Source organism: Bartonella sp. AA1HLJMS (genome assembly GCF_042197445.1).
Lineage (GTDB): Bacteria > Pseudomonadota > Alphaproteobacteria > Rhizobiales > Rhizobiaceae > Bartonella.
On record NZ_JBHIRW010000001.1, the window covers coordinates 214,937 to 233,414 of the forward strand.

The window sequence follows — 18,478 nt, forward strand, 5'->3', positions numbered from 1 at the left end:
TTAAAAAACAGCAGAAATATGAGCACCTCGCAAAAAGGTGGCGCACTCAAGAATTTTACCGCCAGATCTTTGGAGAGAGGTTATTTCTATCCGTCCTTGCCCACAATGGATAATCAAAGAATCTGGTTCTATCCGTCCAATTTCAAGAGAAGGACCTGTTGTTAAACGACTATCAAGAATTTTTACACGTTCTTCTCGTCCACCGATATTCATATTGCACCAGCAACTAGGAGAGGGAGAGAGCGCGCGAATATGCCTATGAATAAACTCTGCAGGTTTTGTCCAATCAATGCGGGTCTCTTCTTTTCTAATTTTGGCGGCATAGGTGATGCCTTCTTCTGATTGTGGGGTCAGTTTAAGTTGTCCTTTTTCAAGAGTTGATAAAGTCTCTACCATAAGTTCTGCGCCAATATGTGAAAGTCTGTTTGAAAGCTCAGCAGTGGTGGTGTTATCAGTAATGGGGATGGAGCGAGAAAGAGCGATAGGCCCCGTATCAAGTCCTTCATCCATTTTCATGATCATGATACCTGTTTCTTTATCACCAGCCATAATTGCTCGTTGAATAGGCGCAGCACCACGCCAACGTGGTAAGAGTGAAGCGTGGGCATTAAAACAACCAAAACGTGGCGTTTCGAGAATAGCTTTAGGTAAAAGGAGTCCATAAGCCACCACAATAGCAGCATCAACAGAAAGTGCTGCAAATTGCTCCTGTTGTTCGATTGTTTTGAGTGTTTGAGGCGTAAAGATGGGAATAGATTTCTCTTTTGCTACGGTGTGAACAGCGGAGGGGATTAATTTCAGCCCTCGACGTCCTGCTGGACGAGGGGGTTGACTATAAACAGCAACAACATCATGACCTGCATCCAATAAAGCATGTAAAATAGGAACAGAAAAATCTGGTGTTCCCATAAAACTTAATCGTAAAGCCATTACAAAACTGCTTCCTGCATGTTTTTTTCTTTTGCACGTTTTTTAAATTTTCGTATCACCATATCGCGTTTGATCTTTGAAATGTAATCAATAAAAAGGCGCCCATCTAAATGATCAATTTCATGCTGTAAGCAAGTTGCTAAGAGATCGTCTGCTTCAATTTCTGTTTGTTTTCCTTCACGGTTCTGATAGCGAACACGAAGGCGTTTAGGACGTTCAACCTCTGCAAAATAATCAGGAATAGAAAGACAGCCTTCTTTGTAAATATTACGCTCATCTGAAAGCCATAAAATTTCAGGGTTGATAATAACAAGTGGTTTTTTTTGCTCATCTTCAGAATTTCCAGAGATATCTATAACCAACATACGTAGCGGTATACCAATTTGAATAGCAGCAAGACCAACGCCCTTAGAATTATACATGGTTTCCAACATGTCATCCGCAAGTTTTTGGAGAGCTGAATCGACCTGCTCAACAGGTTTGGACACTTCCCGTAAAATTGGATCAGGTAAAGTAACTAAAGATCTCATTGGCATAAGTAGAGATTAATCAATGGTTTGTTATTGGTCAATATTGAATAACGGATTCTTGCGTTTTTTTACAATAAGAGCGTTATATTACAATTTATGTTTGATTCGTTTTTTTCCATATTCGCTGGTGATTTTTTTTCTAAACTAATGCTTTTGCTTTTATTTATACTTGTCTGTTTGGCATTTTTTATGTTGATACATTCTCATCGAAAAAAAGCATTTTTGGAAAATGAAATTGCTGAACGCGCACGTGAGGCACAAATGCAGATGGCTACCTTGTTGAAAACACAAGCTGAAATGCAAGGACGAATGCAAACGATGGCGGAAATTTTTGGTCAACGGCAGGCTGAATTGAATAAATCACTCAGTGAGCAACTCAATGGGATGACAACAAGCTTAGGCCAAACACTTCAGGTACAAACCAAATCCACTTATGAAAATTTGAATCGTTTGCAAGAGCGTTTAGCAGTGATTGATGCAGCACAAAATAATATTCAATCGCTTACGGGACAAGTTGTTCAGTTGCAGTCCATTTTAAGTAATAAGCAGACGCGTGGTACTTTCGGTCAAGGGCGGATGGAAGCAATTATTGCCGATGCCTTACCAACAAACGCTTATGCTTTTCAGGCTGTTCTTTCCAATGGAAAGCGCCCAGATTGTCTCATTCATATGCCCAATAAAGCTCCTTCTCTTGTTGTTGATGCTAAATTTCCTCTGGAAGCTTGGAATGCTATGCGTAAGGCAGAATCAGCGCAAGAGCGTCAAGAGGCAGAACGCCAATTTCGTACCGATATGGAAGTTCATATTCGTGATATTGCACAAAAATATTTGATTCCTGGAGAAACCCATGACACTGCTTTCCTTTTTGTGCCATCTGAATCGATTTTCGCAACAATTTATGAGGATTTTGAGGCATTGGTACAAAAATCCAATAGAGCCCATGTGATTATTGTTTCACCATCTTTGTTGATGCTCTCTGTCCAAGTGGTACAAACCATTATGAAAGATGCGCGGATGCGTGAACAAGCGCATTTAATTCAATCAGAAGTAGCAAAATTGATGGAAGATTTTGGACGAATGGATACGCGTGTTCGCGCACTACAGAAGCACTTTCATAAAGCAGGTGAAGATATAGAGGGAATTTTGATATCGTCTTCCAAAATCATGAAACGGGCAAATCGCATTGAAACTGTCGAATTAAAAGAAAATTACTCTGAACCAACAAAAATGACAACATTGGCTCAGTCGCAAACATTGCGTTTTGCTGATGAGGAATAAAGCAAAGCAAGCTTCTTAAATATTACAAGTTAGATCATGTTCTTTATTGATTGGTAATCATTTTTTAGTATCTCTATCTTGTTTTATTTCTTAAACGAGAGGAATAGGAATATGCGACACCTTTTGTTTTTAGGGGCACTGGTGTTTTTGCTAGAGGGATGCGCAACAACCACTCCCATTCACACAAACAATGCTTGCGTTATTTTAGCACAAAAAAATGGTTTTTTTGATAATTGGAGAAAGGCGTCTCAAAGAGCAGAAATGCGCTATGGGATTCCTATGCCTATTATTCTTGCAACCATTAAGATGGAATCGAGCTTTCGTCACAATGCACGTCCTCCACGCAAAAAACTACTTGGTTTTATTCCATGGAAGCGTCGGTCGACAGCTTATGGTTATGCTCAAGCGCTTGATAGTACATGGGCAATGTATCTTCGCTCTACAGGAAAGTCTTTTGCATGGCGTACGAATTTCGCAGATGCTGCTGATTTTGTTGCTTGGTATCATCGCCAAAGTGTTCAACGCAATGGGGTGAGGTTTGATGATGCATATAGCCTTTATTTAAATTATCATATGGGGCATGGTGCTTATGCACGTAGTGGTGGGCATGTCAGTGCTGCGCTTTCACAGACAGCACAGCGCATGGCAAGGATATCGAGGCTCTATGAACAGCAATTAAAAAGATGTGGATGGCATTAGGGAAGATTTTTGAAAATCTCAATCAGGGAATTGATGGGATAGAATTATTCGAAAGCAAAATTCCGCATGATATGATAAAATAGTGCCGTTTTTCCAATCGTTCAATGAAATAAATTGTTATTTTTTAGAATAAACTCAAGCAACAGAAAGTTTTTGCAATACACAATATATTTGAAGATACTCTCGACATTTTTACCTCCTTTGTTAAAAAAATTTATAATAGAAACTATCTTCTATTTAACGCTGGCATTTCGCATTGGGCTAAGTGCCAGCGCTTATTGAAGAAAAATTTTAAAATATAATATCATTTTTTATTTTCATTATGCGTATTACTGGCTGATTATTATATGAATATTTTCTTTGTTAAGCGTATAAAATAGCAATTAAAACAAATGCAATTCGGGCATCATAAAAAGGGTAAAATATTCAATATAAAAAAACGAGAAATGCATTAAACGAAAAAACGTTATTTTGTATAAAGAGGGCGCTACAGTCTTCAAAAGAACTAGGTGTATTTAGTATTGTATGAAATAAAACATATTCGTCCATCCAGTCCATCTTAATTGAAAAAAGTTATCTTATTGTATTGTAAAAACACTCCCGTTTATAGGATGATAAGGTATATGCAACTTTACACACAATGAATATTCAGGGTAGGGAATATTCAGAGAAAGATTTGTAACGCCTATGAAGTAACAAGTCAGTCTCCAATGTTGTGATAGCTTTTGCATTTGAGAATATTTATGAGAAGCATTTTTATTCTTTTTCTTAAATGGTTTAAGCATATTGATTTATAAAGATAATATATCGTTATTTATATTAAAGTAAGAATCTCGAATGGCGTAGGGTTTTATCGTTTCAGATCTCTTGAGGTTGAATCAATAAAACCATTGGCTTGCAGATAACAAGCACAATGGGTATGTGGATAAAAACTGTGAAAGAAAAGACTAAAAATATTTTTTTATGAACATACATTTTCAAATGTAAGAATTATCGGTAACATTGGGAATTAGCACATATAATGATGGCACCACTTTGCTCTCACACCTCGACCTTGTTTGTGACGTGCAAGGAAAAAAATAATTGATTCAATATATTATTTAAGCGTTAATATACCTTAGTATTGAGCAGGTATACGCTACTCAAGGTAGGTATTTTTTAATTGGCAGAACATCTGATCAGGCTAAAAATACTCGAAAAAAGTTCTGATTCGCAATAATTGAGAAGTATATTTTAATATTTTATTCTCTACTCTTTGTTTAAGTACTTCATATCTTTTAAAAAGATACCAGTAACCAACATATTATGATATTTGTGGAAATATTGTGGTAAAGGAAATTCAGATTTTGTCCTTTAAGACAAGGCGCAGATTAAACAGATCATTTTCTATTTCTGTGCAAAGCATAAAAAAATTATCTACTTTCATGGTTGCGACAGTAAATTTTATAATCCAACAAATGATTAAAAATGTATTATAATGTCATTAAAATGCAAGGAACAGGCGCTATTGGAATGATAATTAAATAGCACATAAACCTTTTAAATTGATGCACACATCTTTTATTATGATTGATTCCCTTGATAGAACAGTTGGTCTTTTTGGTGGAGCTAAGCGGGATCGAACCGCTGACCTCTTGCATGCCATGCAAGCGCTCTCCCAGCTGAGCTATAGCCCCTATAAAAACAAATTGTCCCAAAAAGACAGTATACAATTCCAGCTTTTCTAGAACGATCAAAATTGAAGATCAAGAAGAATTTACATTCAATAGAAAAGATGTCCTCTTTTACTTCTTTTAAGCATCGTCATCATTAGAAACACCGCCTCCGAGAATATCAGTAACGTCATCATCTTCATCGTCACCATCATGAGACAAAAATGTATCATCATCATCACCAAGATCTACATCACTATCTTCTAAATCAGGAAGATCGTCATCTTTAGAATCCACATCATCATCTTCAAGAAGCATAAAAGCAGATTTTTCAAGTGCTGTATCAAGCTCTTCAGTATCAACTTCTTCTTCATTATTTGCTTCCGCTGCTGCAACTTCAAAGTAAGAACGCGGATAAGAAATCCCTGTATAGGGCGACACAATAGGATCGCGATTTAGATCGTAAAATTTTTTTCCTGTTTCTGGATCAACACGTTTAGTTCCAAGTTCTTGTTTTGCCATAAACCGTGCCTCTTTGATTAACTATTATTCCATTAAAAGATAAATTTTATGGTGCTTAATCGAAAAATAATACCTTTGTCAAAGATAAATACACTGTTCCACAGTGATTTTTTCATGACGTCTTTTAAAGCATGTGCTAAAGGATGCACAATTTCATAAAAGTTAGATAGAATTAAATAGAATTTCCATGCAAAAAGCAATCCCTATAACCACCTATAAATCGAGTAGTCTCTCTGGAAAAATTCAAATACCAGGAGATAAATCAATCTCTCATCGCTCTCTTATATTGGGAGGATTAGCAAGTGGTGAGACATATATTCATGGATTACTTGAAAGCGCTGATGTACTCAATACAGCTGCTGCTATGCAAGCTATGGGTGCCTGTATTATTAAAAAAGAAGACTTCTGGATCATACGAGGAACAGGGAATGGTTGCCTTTTAGCTGCACAAAAACCTTTAGACTTTGGAAACGCTGGAACAGGTGCTCGTTTGGTTATGGGAATGGTTGGTCCGTATCATATGAAAACAACCTTTATTGGTGATGCTTCTCTCTCTAAACGTCCAATGGGACGTATCCTTGATCCACTGCGTCTCATGGGGGTTGAAATTGAGGCAACGCGCGACGATCACCTTCCTTTAACGCTTTATGGTCCGAAAATGGCTAATCCGATTCGTTACCGTGTTCCAATAGCTTCCTCCCAAATTAAATCAGCAATCCTGCTTGCTGGACTCAATACCGCCGGCACTACAACTGTTATTGAACCAGTTCTGACACGAGATCATACGGAAAAAATGTTAAAAGCATTCGGTGCGCAACTTGAAATAGAAAAAGATAACGAAGGTGCGCGTTTGATTCATCTTAATGGTCAACCCCATCTTACTGGACAAACGATTCATATTCCGGGTGATCCTTCTTCTGCTGCTTTTCCAATTATCGCAGCCCTTCTTATAGAAGACTCTGATATCACCATTGAAAATGTTTTGATAAATAACTCTCGAATAGGACTTATCGAAACATTGTGGGAAATGGGTGCTCAAATTGAATTTTTGAACCGACGTCAAACAGGTGGAGAGGATGTTGCTGATCTACGGATAAAATCATCGGTCCTTAGAGGCGTTACGGTGCCCAAAGAACGTGCTCCATCGATGATAGATGAATATCCTGCTTTGGCAGTAGCAGCTGCCTTTGCAGAAGGCAAAACAGTTATGCTAGGAATTGAAGAATTGCGTGTAAAAGAATCAGATCGATTGTCTGCTGTTGCTCAAGGATTAAAAATTAATTGCGTAGACTGTGAAGAAGGTCAAGATTTTCTTATTGTTTATGGAAAAGGTTCTGCCAAAGGTTTGGGGGGTGGGTATGTTGCCACACATCTTGATCATCGAATTGCTATGTGTTTTCTCATTTTTGGGCTTGTGTCAGAAAAACCTGTTACCATTGATGATAAACGAATGATCGCTACGAGCTTTCCAGAATTTATTCCTTTTATAAAACAACTTGGGGGAAAAATCGCTTGAAGCCTTTTGTTATCGCCATTGATGGACCTGCAGCCTCAGGCAAAGGAACCTTAGCACGCAAAATTGCTGCACATTATCGCCTTCGTCATCTCGATACTGGTCTTACTTATCGTAGTGTTGCTCATACGCTTTTACAACAAAATTTAGCTCTTAATGATGAAAAAAATGCTATTATTTATGCTAAAGAACTTGATTTTAATACCTTAAATCCTTCTCTTCTTTCTTCTCATGAACTTGGTGAAGCGGCTTCAAAAATAGCAATTAACCCTGCTGTACGCAAAATTCTTGTCGAAAAACAACGCAACTTTGCTAAAGTTTTGCCCGGCTGTGTGCTTGATGGGCGTGATATCGGAACGATTGTTTGTCCTGATGCCGATATCAAGTTTTATATTCTAGCCAATGTTCAAACACGCGCCAAACGCCGCTACCAAGAGATTTTAAAAAAAGGTGTTCAAGCAAATTATCATGAAATCCTAGCTCAACTTGAACAGCGCGACAGTCGCGATATAACGCGCAAACAAAGTCCACTAAAACCAGCAAAAAACGCCCACTTGCTTGATACGTCAGAATTGAGTATAGAAGCAACATTTGAAATTGCATGCAGTTTTGTTGATCCAATCATAAAAATGCATATAATTGGATAAATTCGTTAAGGTAACTTCCAGCCTAGCGCTAACTTTTTTCCTTTATTCAAGGAAAAGGCTAGGGAGTTACTTATGTTAACACTAACCTAGCGCTCATACCTTATAATACAAGGTATATATTAGGAGTTCTTATGTCACAATACAATCCCACAACAGCGGATTTTGAAGCCCTTTTAACAGAATCTTTTCAAACTAATGATCTTAATGAAGGATCTGTTGTTAAAGGTCGTGTTATTGCAATCGAAAAAGACATGGCCATTATTGATGCTGGTCTTAAAGTCGAAGGACGTATTCCTCTCAAAGAATTTGGAGCTAAAGCAAAAGATGGTTCTTTGCAAGTTGGCGATGAAGTTGAGGTTTACATTGAACGCATTGAAAATGCGATGGGTGAAGCTGTTTTATCGCGTGAAAAAGCACGGCGCGAAGAAAGTTGGGTCCGTTTGGAGGAAAAATTCAATGCTGGTGCACGCGTTGATGGAGTGATCTTTAGCCAAGTAAAAGGTGGTTTTACAGTTGATCTTGATGGTGCCGTTGCTTTCTTGCCTCGCAGCCAAGTTGATATTCGTCCCATTCGTGATGTTTCACCCCTCATGCATAATTCACAGTCCTTTGAAATTTTGAAGATGGATCGTCGTCGTGGCAATATTGTGGTCTCACGCCGCACTGTTTTAGAAGAAAGTCGCGCTGAGCAACGTTCAGAAATCGTACAAAATCTTGAAGAAAATCAAATCGTTGAAGGTGTGGTGAAAAATATTACAGATTATGGTGCCTTTGTTGATCTTGGTGGGATTGATGGTCTCTTGCACGTTACAGATATGGCATGGCGGCGTGTTAATCACCCATCTGAAGTGCTCACAATTGGCCAAACGATTAAAGTGCAGATTATTCGCATTAATCAAGATACGCACCGTATTTCTCTTGGAATGAAACAGCTTGAAAGTGATCCTTGGGAAAGCATCAGTGTCCGGTATCCGATTGGTAAAAAAATTACGGGTGCTGTTACCAACATTACTGATTACGGTGGTTTTGTTGAAATTGAACCAGGAATCGAAGGGCTGATCCATGTTTCTGAAATGAGCTGGACAAAGAAAAATGTTCATCCTGGAAAAATTCTGTCTACATCACAAGAAGTAGAAGTGGTTGTTCTTGAGATTGATCCTTCTAAACGGCGTATTTCTCTTGGCTTAAAACAAACATTTGAAAATCCATGGGAAGCTTTTGCCAATAAATTTCCTGTCAATTCGCAAATTGAAGGAGAGGTTAAAAATAAAACAGAATTTGGTCTGTTTATTGGGCTTGAAGGCGATGTTGACGGTATGGTTCATTTGTCTGATCTTGATTGGAACCGTCCTGGTGAACAAGTTATTGATACTTATAATAAAGGCGATATCGTTAAGGCTGTGGTCCTTGATGTTGACATTGAAAAAGAGCGCATTTCTCTTGGAATTAAGCAGCTTTCCAGCGATAAAGTTGGAGAAGCAGCTGCTTCTGGCGAATTGCGAAAAGGTGCAGTTGTAACATGCGAAGTGATTGCTGTTAACGACAATGACATTGGTGTGAAATTGATTGACCACAACCTTGAGACAACCATTCGGCGTGCTGATCTTGCGCGTGATCGTGATGAGCAACGTCCTGAGCGTTTCGCAATTGGGCAAAAGGTTGATGCTCGCATCACAGCATTTGATAAAAAAACACGTAAAATTTCAGTATCGATTAAAGCTTTAGAAATTGCAGAGGAAAAAGAAGCTGTTGCACAATATGGTTCTACAGATTCAGGTGCTTCTCTTGGTGATATTCTGGGTGCAGCTTTGAAAAAACAAGAACAAGATTAATCATCAATCATTAAAGTTGGTGTTATTATTAAGGTCACTCATTAGGAGTGACCTTTTTATTTTATAAAAAAATTGTCTGCTTATTTTTTAATTATTGAAACAAAAATTATAAATGCTTGCAAATAAAAACAAAAAGTTTGTTTTTTGTCTAACAACGGTTCACTATTCAGATAAAATGCTTACAATTTAAATAAAAAACGATGTAATTAAATAACAATGGGACATGGCGTGCATAATACCCTTCATAAAATACTTTTTTCTCAAAAAGAGAAAAAAGATCATTTTATTAATACGGATTTTCCTCTTCGTGCAATCTATAAGGTACAGGAAGATCTTTATAACTTAGGGCATGATATAGCTTCTGGTAAAGAAATTTTACTCCCTGAATATGAAGGAGTAGGAGATTTTCGCAAGAGATTGAATGAAAATGCTAAACTTATTCTTCATGCCTTTCATACCAGTGATTTTGCTGCCCGAAATGATGAAACCATCGCACCATCTGCTCAATGGCTCATTGATAATCATTACACCATTGATAAAACCATACAAAAGCTACGTCGTAATCTACCCAAGTCCTTCATAAAGCAACTTCCTCTTTCTACACACAAAGCCGGCATACCACGAATTTTTGCTTTAACTTGGCTTTATATTGCGCATACCGATAGCAGCTTTTCACAAGAAACACTCACTGCTATGACCAACGGATTTCAAGAAGTTTGTGCGCTCACAATTGGTGAATTGTGGGCTCTTCCTTCAGTTATGCAAATGCTGCTCATTGAAAATGTCCGTCGTCTTTCAGTACGTATCGAAAAAGCGCGACATATGCGCCATCTTGCTAGTCAAGTAGCTGATAAAATTTCTCTTGTAGAAAATAAAACAAATCCACACTCTCTTTTTACGCAGTATAAACCATTTACTGTTGATCCAACTTTTTCAGCACATTTATTCTATCGCCTGCGCAGTGCATCTGTCGATTCAACCGTAGCATTAACTTGGCTTGAAAAGCAATTGAAAAGCCAAGGTAGTAGCTTAGAGATTGCAACAGCTGATGAACATACCCGACAAGCAGCAGATGGTGTGACCATGGGAAATATTATCCGTGCTCTTAAAGCTATAGATGATGTTGATTGGACAGCATGGTTTGAAACAGTGAGTTGTGTTGATTCTATTTTGCGTAAAAATAGTGATTTTTCTGAAATTGATGCTCACTCACGCAATATTTATCGACAAGTCATTGAAAAAGTTTCTCGCTTTTCGCCTCTTAGTGAACTGGAAGTTGCACATAAAGTTGTAGAAATGGCAAATTCCACTTCTAAAGATATGCCTCATCATTCTTGTGTGGGGTGGTACCTTGTTGATGATGGTCGTGGCATATTTGAAAAGGCTTGTGGGTATATTCCGCCCTTTCTCATAAAATGGACACGCGCTTCCTGTTGCTCAAAATTGAGAGTCATCGCCGTTCCTATCTCTTTTCTGACGCTTGCTCTTTTGCTGGTAATTTACGCCCTTTTACAAATATCTGGCATGACACAATGGATATCTTTTTGCTTTACTGTATTGGCGCTTTTTCCTGCTATGGATGCTGCTTTTGCTTTATTTAACACTGTTGTTTCGTGGTTTGTCCCATCAAAACAACTCATTGGTTATGAATATAAAGAAGGTATTCCAAAACATGCACGGACAATGGTTATTGTACCTACTTTGATGACATCACGCGATGATATTGATGAACAAGTGCGCAATCTTGAAGTGCACTATCTTTCCAATCCTAAAGGTGCCATTCATTTTGCACTCATTACAGATTGGGTGGATGCTCCATTGAGAGAAACGCAAGATGATCTTGATTTATTGCACTATGCGCAAAAGAGTATTGATAAACTCAATAGTCGTTATCATCGTGATGAACTTCCGCTTTTTTTCCTTTTACATCGCCGACGCCTTTATAATACAAGCGAAAAATGTTGGATGGGATGGGAACGAAAGCGAGGAAAACTTCATGAACTTAATCGGCTCTTAAGAGGCGATAAAAATACAAGCTTTTATCCTCCCAATCCACATCTTCCTATGGATTGCCGTTTTGTTATGACGCTGGATTGTGATACACGTCTTACTCCAGAGAGCGTCGCGAAACTTGTTGGAAAGCTTAACCATCCACTCAATTATCCCGTTTTTGATCCACAAAGTGGAAAGGTTGTAAAGGGCTATAGTATTTTACAACCACGCATTATTCCTTCTCTTACAACAGGAAAAAAAACATCAATTCTCCAACGGGTTTTTTCTATAAACCGTGGCATTGATCCTTATGTTTTTGCTGTTTCTGATACTTATCAAGATCTTTTAGGAGAAGGCACCTTTATCGGTAAAGGTCTTTATAATATTGATGCATTTGAACAAGCGCTTGATGGCAAAATTAAAGAAAATACTATTCTTAGCCATGATCTCTTAGAGGGAGGTTATGCTCGTACTGCTCTGGTAAGTAGCATAGAAGTCATTGAAGACTATCCAACTGCTTATAATATTGATGTTATGCGTTATCATCGTTGGGTCCGCGGTGATTGGCAGCTTTTGCCTTATCTTTTTCCCCACCGTCAAATAAGTTCCGTGACGCGTTGGAAAATGCAGGATAATTTACGTCGTTCTCTCACTCCACTTATGTGGTTAATCGCAGCATTTGCAGGATGGGCTTTTTTGTCTTTAAAGAGTGCAATCGTCTGGCAACTATTCTTGTTGTTTAGCTCCTTCATTTCACCCATTCTATGTGTATTAAAAACGCTTGTCTCATCCAATATAGATCATTCTTTGCGTGGACATTTTCAATTAATTTGGAACAAAATTGCTCTTACAAGCGCTGATATATTTCTTAAAACGACGTTTCTTGCTCATTCGGCGTATTTTATGACCGATGCGATTATTCGTACACTCTATCGTATGACGATTTCAAAACAGCATCTTCTTGAATGGAAAACTTCTGCCGCAACAAAATCAATACCCAATAGTTTGCGTTTCTATGTTTTTACAATGGCACCAGCATCGCTTATTGGTATTCTTACTATAGCACTCCCTCTTTTTTCTGATAGTTTTGCAAGCTTGGTTGCTTTGCCTTTTGGGATAGCATGGTTTTTTTCACCCTTCATTGCTTGGATTGTGAGTCAACCTTCAACCTTTCAAGATAGCCTTGATCTTTCTTCAAAAGATGAAAAAAAACTCCGCTCTATTGCACGGCGGACATGGCTTTATTATACAACCTTTGTCAATGCACAAAACAACCATCTGCCTCCCGATAATTTTCAAGAAGATCCTGAACCTCTTGTTGCTCAACGTACATCGCCTACGAATATTGGGGTTTATCTCCTTTCTATTATTGCAGCACGTGATTTTGGCTGGATTGGTTTTGAAGAGACCATCAACCGTATTGAATGTACATTACGCTCTCTTACAAAAATGGAAAAGTTTCGTGGTCATCTCTATAATTGGTATGAAACGGATACACTCAGGCCTCTTTTACCTACTTATGTATCAACCGTTGATTCAGGAAATCTTGCCGGTCATTTGGTAACACTCTCTTCTGCTTTAAGTGAATGGGCTGAAAAACCGCTTCTTTTTTTCCAAAGTGATCGAGAAGGCTTATCGGATGTTCTTGCTATTCTTGAAGAAACTGTCAGAGAAATTCCAGATCATCAACCCAGTTTACGCTCTTTACGCCAAAAAATCGAAGAAAACATCACTCGTTTTCATGATTCTATCTTCACTTTTATAGAACAAGAAAATACGATTCCTTCTCACATCATAGATCTTTCACTTGCAGCCCATGATATTGTGCACTTAGTCGGTGAACTTGACCACAAAATTCAAACGATAGAATCTGCTCGTGCGCTTTCTTGGGCTAAATGCCTTATCGACACCTGTAACGCTCATCATCATGATGCGACTGCTCATTGTGATACTGAAAAATTATGTAAAAAACTAAACAGGTTGGCTATAGCGGCACGGCAAATAGCCTTTGATATGAAATTTGACTTTTTAGAACAGCCTAAACGGCACCTTTTATCCATTGGATATCGTGTTCAAGAAAACAAACTCGATGAAAATTGTTATGACCTACTTGCTTCAGAAGCACGTCTTGCAAGCTTTTTTGCCATCGCAAAAGGAGATATAAAACTTAAACATTGGTTTCGTCTTGGTCGACTTCTCATCCCCATAGGTGGGAAAGGTGCACTCTTATCATGGTCTGGATCAATGTTTGAATATCTTATGCCATCTCTCGTAATGCATGAACCTTTAGGGTCTCTCTTAGATCAAACAAATCGATTGATTATTCGTTGTCAAATACAATATGCCCATAAACGGGAATTGCCATGGGGTATTTCAGAAGCCGCATTTAATGCTCGCGATCATTTAATGAATTACCAATACGCTCATTTTGGTGTTCCAAACCTCGGACTCCAACGTGGTCTTTCACGCAATGCTGTCATTGCTCCCTATGCCAGCCTTCTAGCGGCACAATATGCTCCTGCTTGCGCTGTCGCTAATTTAAAACGACTCCGTGATCTTGGAGCTTTAGGAACATATGGTTATTATGACTCTGTTGATTTTACTCCAACACGCGTGAAAACAGGGGAAAAATACGCCATTGTACGCAATTATTATGCGCACCATCATGGCATGTCTATCCTTGCTCTTAACAATGTTATTTTTCAAGGGCGAATGCGTGATCGTTTTCACCGTGATCCCGTTATTGAAGCAACACAATTGCTCTTACAGGAAAGAGCGCCTCATCTCATTCCTATTATTCATACCAAAGCTGTTAATCGTATGCGCAATAAGTCTCAAGCATTTGACGCAGCCCCTTTGCGCATTATTACAAACCCGTTACTCAAGCCACGAGCAACTTTACTTTTGTCTAATGGCTTTTATTCTACCATGTTAACAGCGAACGGTTCTGGTTACAGCCGTTGGCACGATTATGCGATTACGCGCTTTATTCCTGATGCAACAGAAGATCAACAAGGTACTTTATTCTTCTTACGTGATACGCATAGTGGACGGTGGTGGTCTGTTACTGGTGAGCCAACACGTGTTATTGAAGAAGAAGCTGTCAGCATTTTTACAGATGAAAAGGCTGAATATACAAAAATGGTTGATGGTATTAAATCAACACTTGAATGTCTTATTACATCTGAAGGATGTGGCGAAGGGAGACGTATTCAACTGATGAATACGACAAATAAAGACCGACTCATTGAAGTGACTTCTTATGGTGAATTAGCGCTTGCCACGATGGATACAGACCAAGTTCATCCTGTTTTTTCCCGTATGTTTATAGAGACAGAAATTACTGAAGAAGGTAAAACAATTTTTGCCAAAAGGCGCAAACGCTCGCCTAGTGATCCTGAAACCTATGTTACCCATTTTGTTTCTAGTACAACAGATATTCTCCAAGAGACAGAAGCTGAAACAGATCGCTCTCTGTTTATTGGTCGGGGGCGATCTATTCATCGTCCCGCTGCATTTGACCAAAATACTCGTTTTAGTAACAGTCAAGGTTGTGTTCTTGACCCTGTTATGTCATTGCGATGCCGTATAAAAATTTCAGCCCATGAAAAAGCAGAACTTATTTTTTGGACTTTTGCTGCTCATACAAAAGAAGCGCTAAATAATCATATTAAACATTATCGACAACCTGATATGTTTCAAAAAGAACTTTCAATGGCATGGACGCACTCACAAGTCGCACTGTATCAGAGCGGAACCCAGCTTAAAGAAGCTATTATCTATCAAAAATATGCAACACCGCTTATCTATCCAGACCGCACATGGCGTCTTCCTTCTGAAATATTAGCAAAAACGCTAGGAAAACAGTCTGATCTTTGGCCCATGTCTATCTCAGGAGACAATCCACTCTGTCTTCTTAGGTTAAATAACGAGGGAAATATAGCTGTACTGCGCGAGCTCCTTAAAGCACACGAATATTGGCGTATGCGTGGACTCATTGTTGATTTGGTCATTCTTAATGAACAAACATTTTCCTATATACAAAGTACACAACGCGCTCTTGAGTGGGTCTGTGAATCTTATTATCACCACACGCAAAAAACAGATGAACGCCAACATATTTTCATGCTTCGACGCGATCAAATGAGTGAACAGAGTTTTAAAACGCTTCTTGCATCAGCGCGTATCGTTCTTGATGCCCAAAATGGCTCTTTATCTGAACAACTTAAACGGCTTGATGAGAATGATTTTAATCTCACAATTCATAAAAATTATCAAGAATCTTATGATCAATTAGACTTGCCAAGATATAACGAAGGACAGCAATTTACAACACAAATTGAACAAAATCTTTTTTCTTCCATTGGTCTTATTAGCCAACAAAAACCATCCTCTTTTCTCCCAAATGGAGAAGATCTAAGATATTGGAATGGTTACGGTGGTTTTAATCAGCATAATCATTATGTAATACGTCTTCATGGACGTACCAATACACCGCATCCGTGGATTAATGTCATTGCTAATCACAGGTTTGGTTTTCATGTCTCTGCTGAAGGTGCAATTTTTACTTGGGCTAACAATAGCCGCGATTATCAACTAACTCCTTGGGCGAATGATCCAACGTCTAACCGACCAGGAGAAGCACTTTATTTGGTTGATCGCCAGTCTTTAAAACGTTTCTCACCCGTTTCTACTGTTGAATGTGACGAAAATATTGTCTATGAGGCGTGTCATGGGTTTGGATTCTCAACTTTTAAATCAACACATTCAGAAATCGCATTAGAACTGACCCATACACTTGATCCTGAAAAACCTATTCGCTTTTCACGTCTTATCCTTACGAATGAAGGGAAAAAACCACGCAGTTTACGCCTTTATAATTATGTTGAATGGGTTTTGGGAAATGTCCGTACAAAATATGCCCCCTTTATTGTTTCCTCTTATGAGGCTAGATGGGGTGCACATTTTATTCAAAATCCCTATCACATCGAGAAATATCAACAAGTTACATTTTTATCAGCCTCCGAAATGCCAACCAGCACGACGACCAATCGCGCTGAATTTATCGGTGCAACGGGAACCGTAACACGTCCAAATGCGATCCGTAAAGCCGCTGCTCTTTCAAATACCATTGAAGCAGGATGTGATCCTTGTTCAGCATTCGCCTATGATATTGATCTTTTGCCAGGGCAAACAAAAGAAATCATCTTCTATCTTGGCAGTGCTGAAAATAGGCAAGAAGCTGAAAAACTACTTGATCAAGCACGTGCAAGCGATTTTGAAATTCTGCTCACAAAACAAAAACAACAATGGAGTGATTTTGTTTCTCCTTTCCAAATCAAAACACCTGACTCTTCTTTTAATCTTATGGTCAACCATTGGCTTCCCTATCAAATTTATGCATGCCGCATCATGGCACGCGCAGGCTTTTACCAAGCGAGTGGTGCATTTGGCTTTCGTGACCAGTTACAAGATAGCTTGTCTTTGTTATTGCTGGAACCACAGTTGGCCCATGACCAATTGTTAAATGCAGCAGCGCACCAATTTCTTGAAGGGGATGTGCAACATTGGTGGTTGCCTGATACAAATGCTGGTGTTCGTACATACATTTCTGATGATATCGTTTGGCTTGCATATGCAACAGCTCTTTATGTCACTACCACTGGTGACGACGCTTTTCTTGATACGCTCATTCCTTTTATTGAAGGTGATGTTCTCAAAAGTGGGCAACAGGATGCTTATTTTCAACCCACCCAATCCCCAAAGGTTGCAACAGTTTATGAACATTGTGTTTTAGCTTTAGACCTTGCCATTAAACGCTGCGGACCACATGGTCTCCCTCTTATTTTAGGTGGGGATTGGAATGATGGCATGAATTTGGTCGGTGTGGAAGGAAAAGGCGAAAGCATTTGGTTAGGATGGTTTCTTGGGTACACATTACAAACATTTATTTCTTTAGCCAAAAAACGTGGTGATAATAGCCATATGCAAATATGGAGTACGTACCTTGAACATTTAACAAAATCCCTAGAGAAAAACGGTTGGGATGGTGCTTGGTATCGACGTGGTTATTTTGATGATGGAACACCTCTTGGCTCTAAAATCAATGATGAATGTCAAATTGATACCATTGCTCAATCTTGGGCTGTCATTTCTCAAATGGCATCGCCTGAACGTCAAAAACAAGCAATGACATCAATGCTAAAGCATCTCTATGATAAAAAAGGCGGACTCATTCGCCTTTTTTGGCCGCCTTTTGATAAAAGTACGCTCGAGCCTGGTTATATAAAAGGTTATCCTCCAGGAATTCGAGAAAATGGTGGTCAATACACGCATGGTGCCATTTGGAGTATTTTTGCGTTGGCTGAAATGGAACAAAACGATAAAGCTTATGCTTTATTTTCTATGATAAACCCAATTACCCATGGACAAGATCCTGAAATTTATCGTGTTGAACCTTATGTGATGGCTGCAGATATTTATGCTGTTGAACCACGATGTGGTCAAGGCGGTTGGACTTGGTATACAGGTTCAGCCGGTTGGTTTTATCGCGCCGCAACACAAGCTATTCTTGGAATACAGCGTCAGGGAGACCTATTATTTTTGCAGCCACATTTACCCTCTATTTGGCCAAAATATGAAGCAACAATGAAGTTTTATGATGCCGTTTATAGCATTAAAGTAAAATGGGGACCTAAAAATATGCTCTATGTTAATAGCAAAGAATATACCGAAGTTCATACAGGGATAAAGTTACAAAAAACAGGTCAGCATGAAATTATGCGTATTGTCAAATCTTAAAGATGAAAGATGGAAAAAGAGAGTAGGCTTTTTATTCTTGCCCAAAACTGTAGAGTTGTTATATTGCACCGTCTATATTAGC

9 protein-coding genes and 1 tRNA gene are annotated in these 18,478 nt (G+C 38.7%); 6 read left to right on the plus strand and 4 right to left on the minus strand.

Annotated features, from left to right (window positions below):
- Together fmt and def are read right to left on the minus strand one after the other, a co-directional pair.
- Complete coding sequence (fmt, locus tag ACFIQE_RS00830; protein ID WP_375629203.1) at window positions 1-930, minus strand: methionyl-tRNA formyltransferase; 930 nt, start codon at window positions 928-930, stop codon at window positions 1-3.
- Entirely contained in the window at window positions 930-1,466 is a 537-nt protein-coding gene (def, locus tag ACFIQE_RS00835; RefSeq protein WP_375702789.1) for a peptide deformylase, read from the minus strand. The genes fmt and def overlap by 1 nt, the downstream gene beginning before the upstream one ends.
- A gap of 90 nt (window positions 1,467-1,556) precedes the next feature.
- Here def and ACFIQE_RS00840 point away from each other — a divergent pair, with 90 nt between their 5' ends.
- Window positions 1,557-2,738, plus strand: a complete 1,182-nt coding sequence (locus ACFIQE_RS00840; RefSeq protein WP_375629208.1) for a DNA recombination protein RmuC — start codon at window positions 1,557-1,559, stop codon at window positions 2,736-2,738.
- Between the two features lie 111 nt (window positions 2,739-2,849).
- The gene (locus tag ACFIQE_RS00845; protein WP_375629210.1) at window positions 2,850-3,437 is read left to right on the plus strand and encodes a hypothetical protein; all 588 of its coding nucleotides are present in this window, start codon (window positions 2,850-2,852) and stop codon (window positions 3,435-3,437) included.
- Between the two features lie 1,600 nt (window positions 3,438-5,037).
- Here the strand turns inward: ACFIQE_RS00845 and ACFIQE_RS00850 are convergent.
- Together ACFIQE_RS00850 and ACFIQE_RS00855 are read right to left on the minus strand one after the other, a co-directional pair.
- Window positions 5,038-5,113: transfer RNA gene (locus ACFIQE_RS00850), tRNA-Ala, on the minus strand.
- 117 nt (window positions 5,114-5,230) lie between these two features.
- On the minus strand, window positions 5,231-5,611 hold the full coding sequence (locus ACFIQE_RS00855; RefSeq protein WP_375611400.1) for a TIGR02300 family protein: 381 nt from the start codon (window positions 5,609-5,611) through the stop codon (window positions 5,231-5,233).
- 187 nt (window positions 5,612-5,798) lie between these two features.
- On the opposite strand from ACFIQE_RS00855, the gene aroA reads away from it, so the two are divergent.
- The 4 genes from aroA (at window position 5,799) to ACFIQE_RS00875 (ending at window position 18,396) form a co-directional block, all read left to right on the plus strand.
- Complete coding sequence (gene aroA, locus ACFIQE_RS00860; protein ID WP_375611401.1) at window positions 5,799-7,127, plus strand: 3-phosphoshikimate 1-carboxyvinyltransferase; 1,329 nt, start codon at window positions 5,799-5,801, stop codon at window positions 7,125-7,127.
- Window positions 7,124-7,771 carry a (d)CMP kinase gene (cmk, locus tag ACFIQE_RS00865; RefSeq protein ID WP_375611402.1) on the plus strand — a complete coding sequence of 216 codons (648 nt, stop codon included), beginning with the start codon at window positions 7,124-7,126 and terminating at the stop codon, window positions 7,769-7,771. Before aroA ends, cmk begins: the two co-directional genes overlap by 4 nt.
- Window positions 7,772-7,902: 131 nt before the next feature.
- On the plus strand, window positions 7,903-9,603 hold the full coding sequence (gene rpsA, locus ACFIQE_RS00870) for a 30S ribosomal protein S1 (protein ID WP_026500132.1): 1,701 nt from the start codon (window positions 7,903-7,905) through the stop codon (window positions 9,601-9,603).
- A 228-nt stretch (window positions 9,604-9,831) separates the two neighbouring features.
- Entirely contained in the window at window positions 9,832-18,396 is an 8,565-nt protein-coding gene (locus tag ACFIQE_RS00875; RefSeq protein ID WP_375707193.1) for a GH36-type glycosyl hydrolase domain-containing protein, read from the plus strand.
- Window positions 18,397-18,478 lie beyond the last annotated feature (82 nt).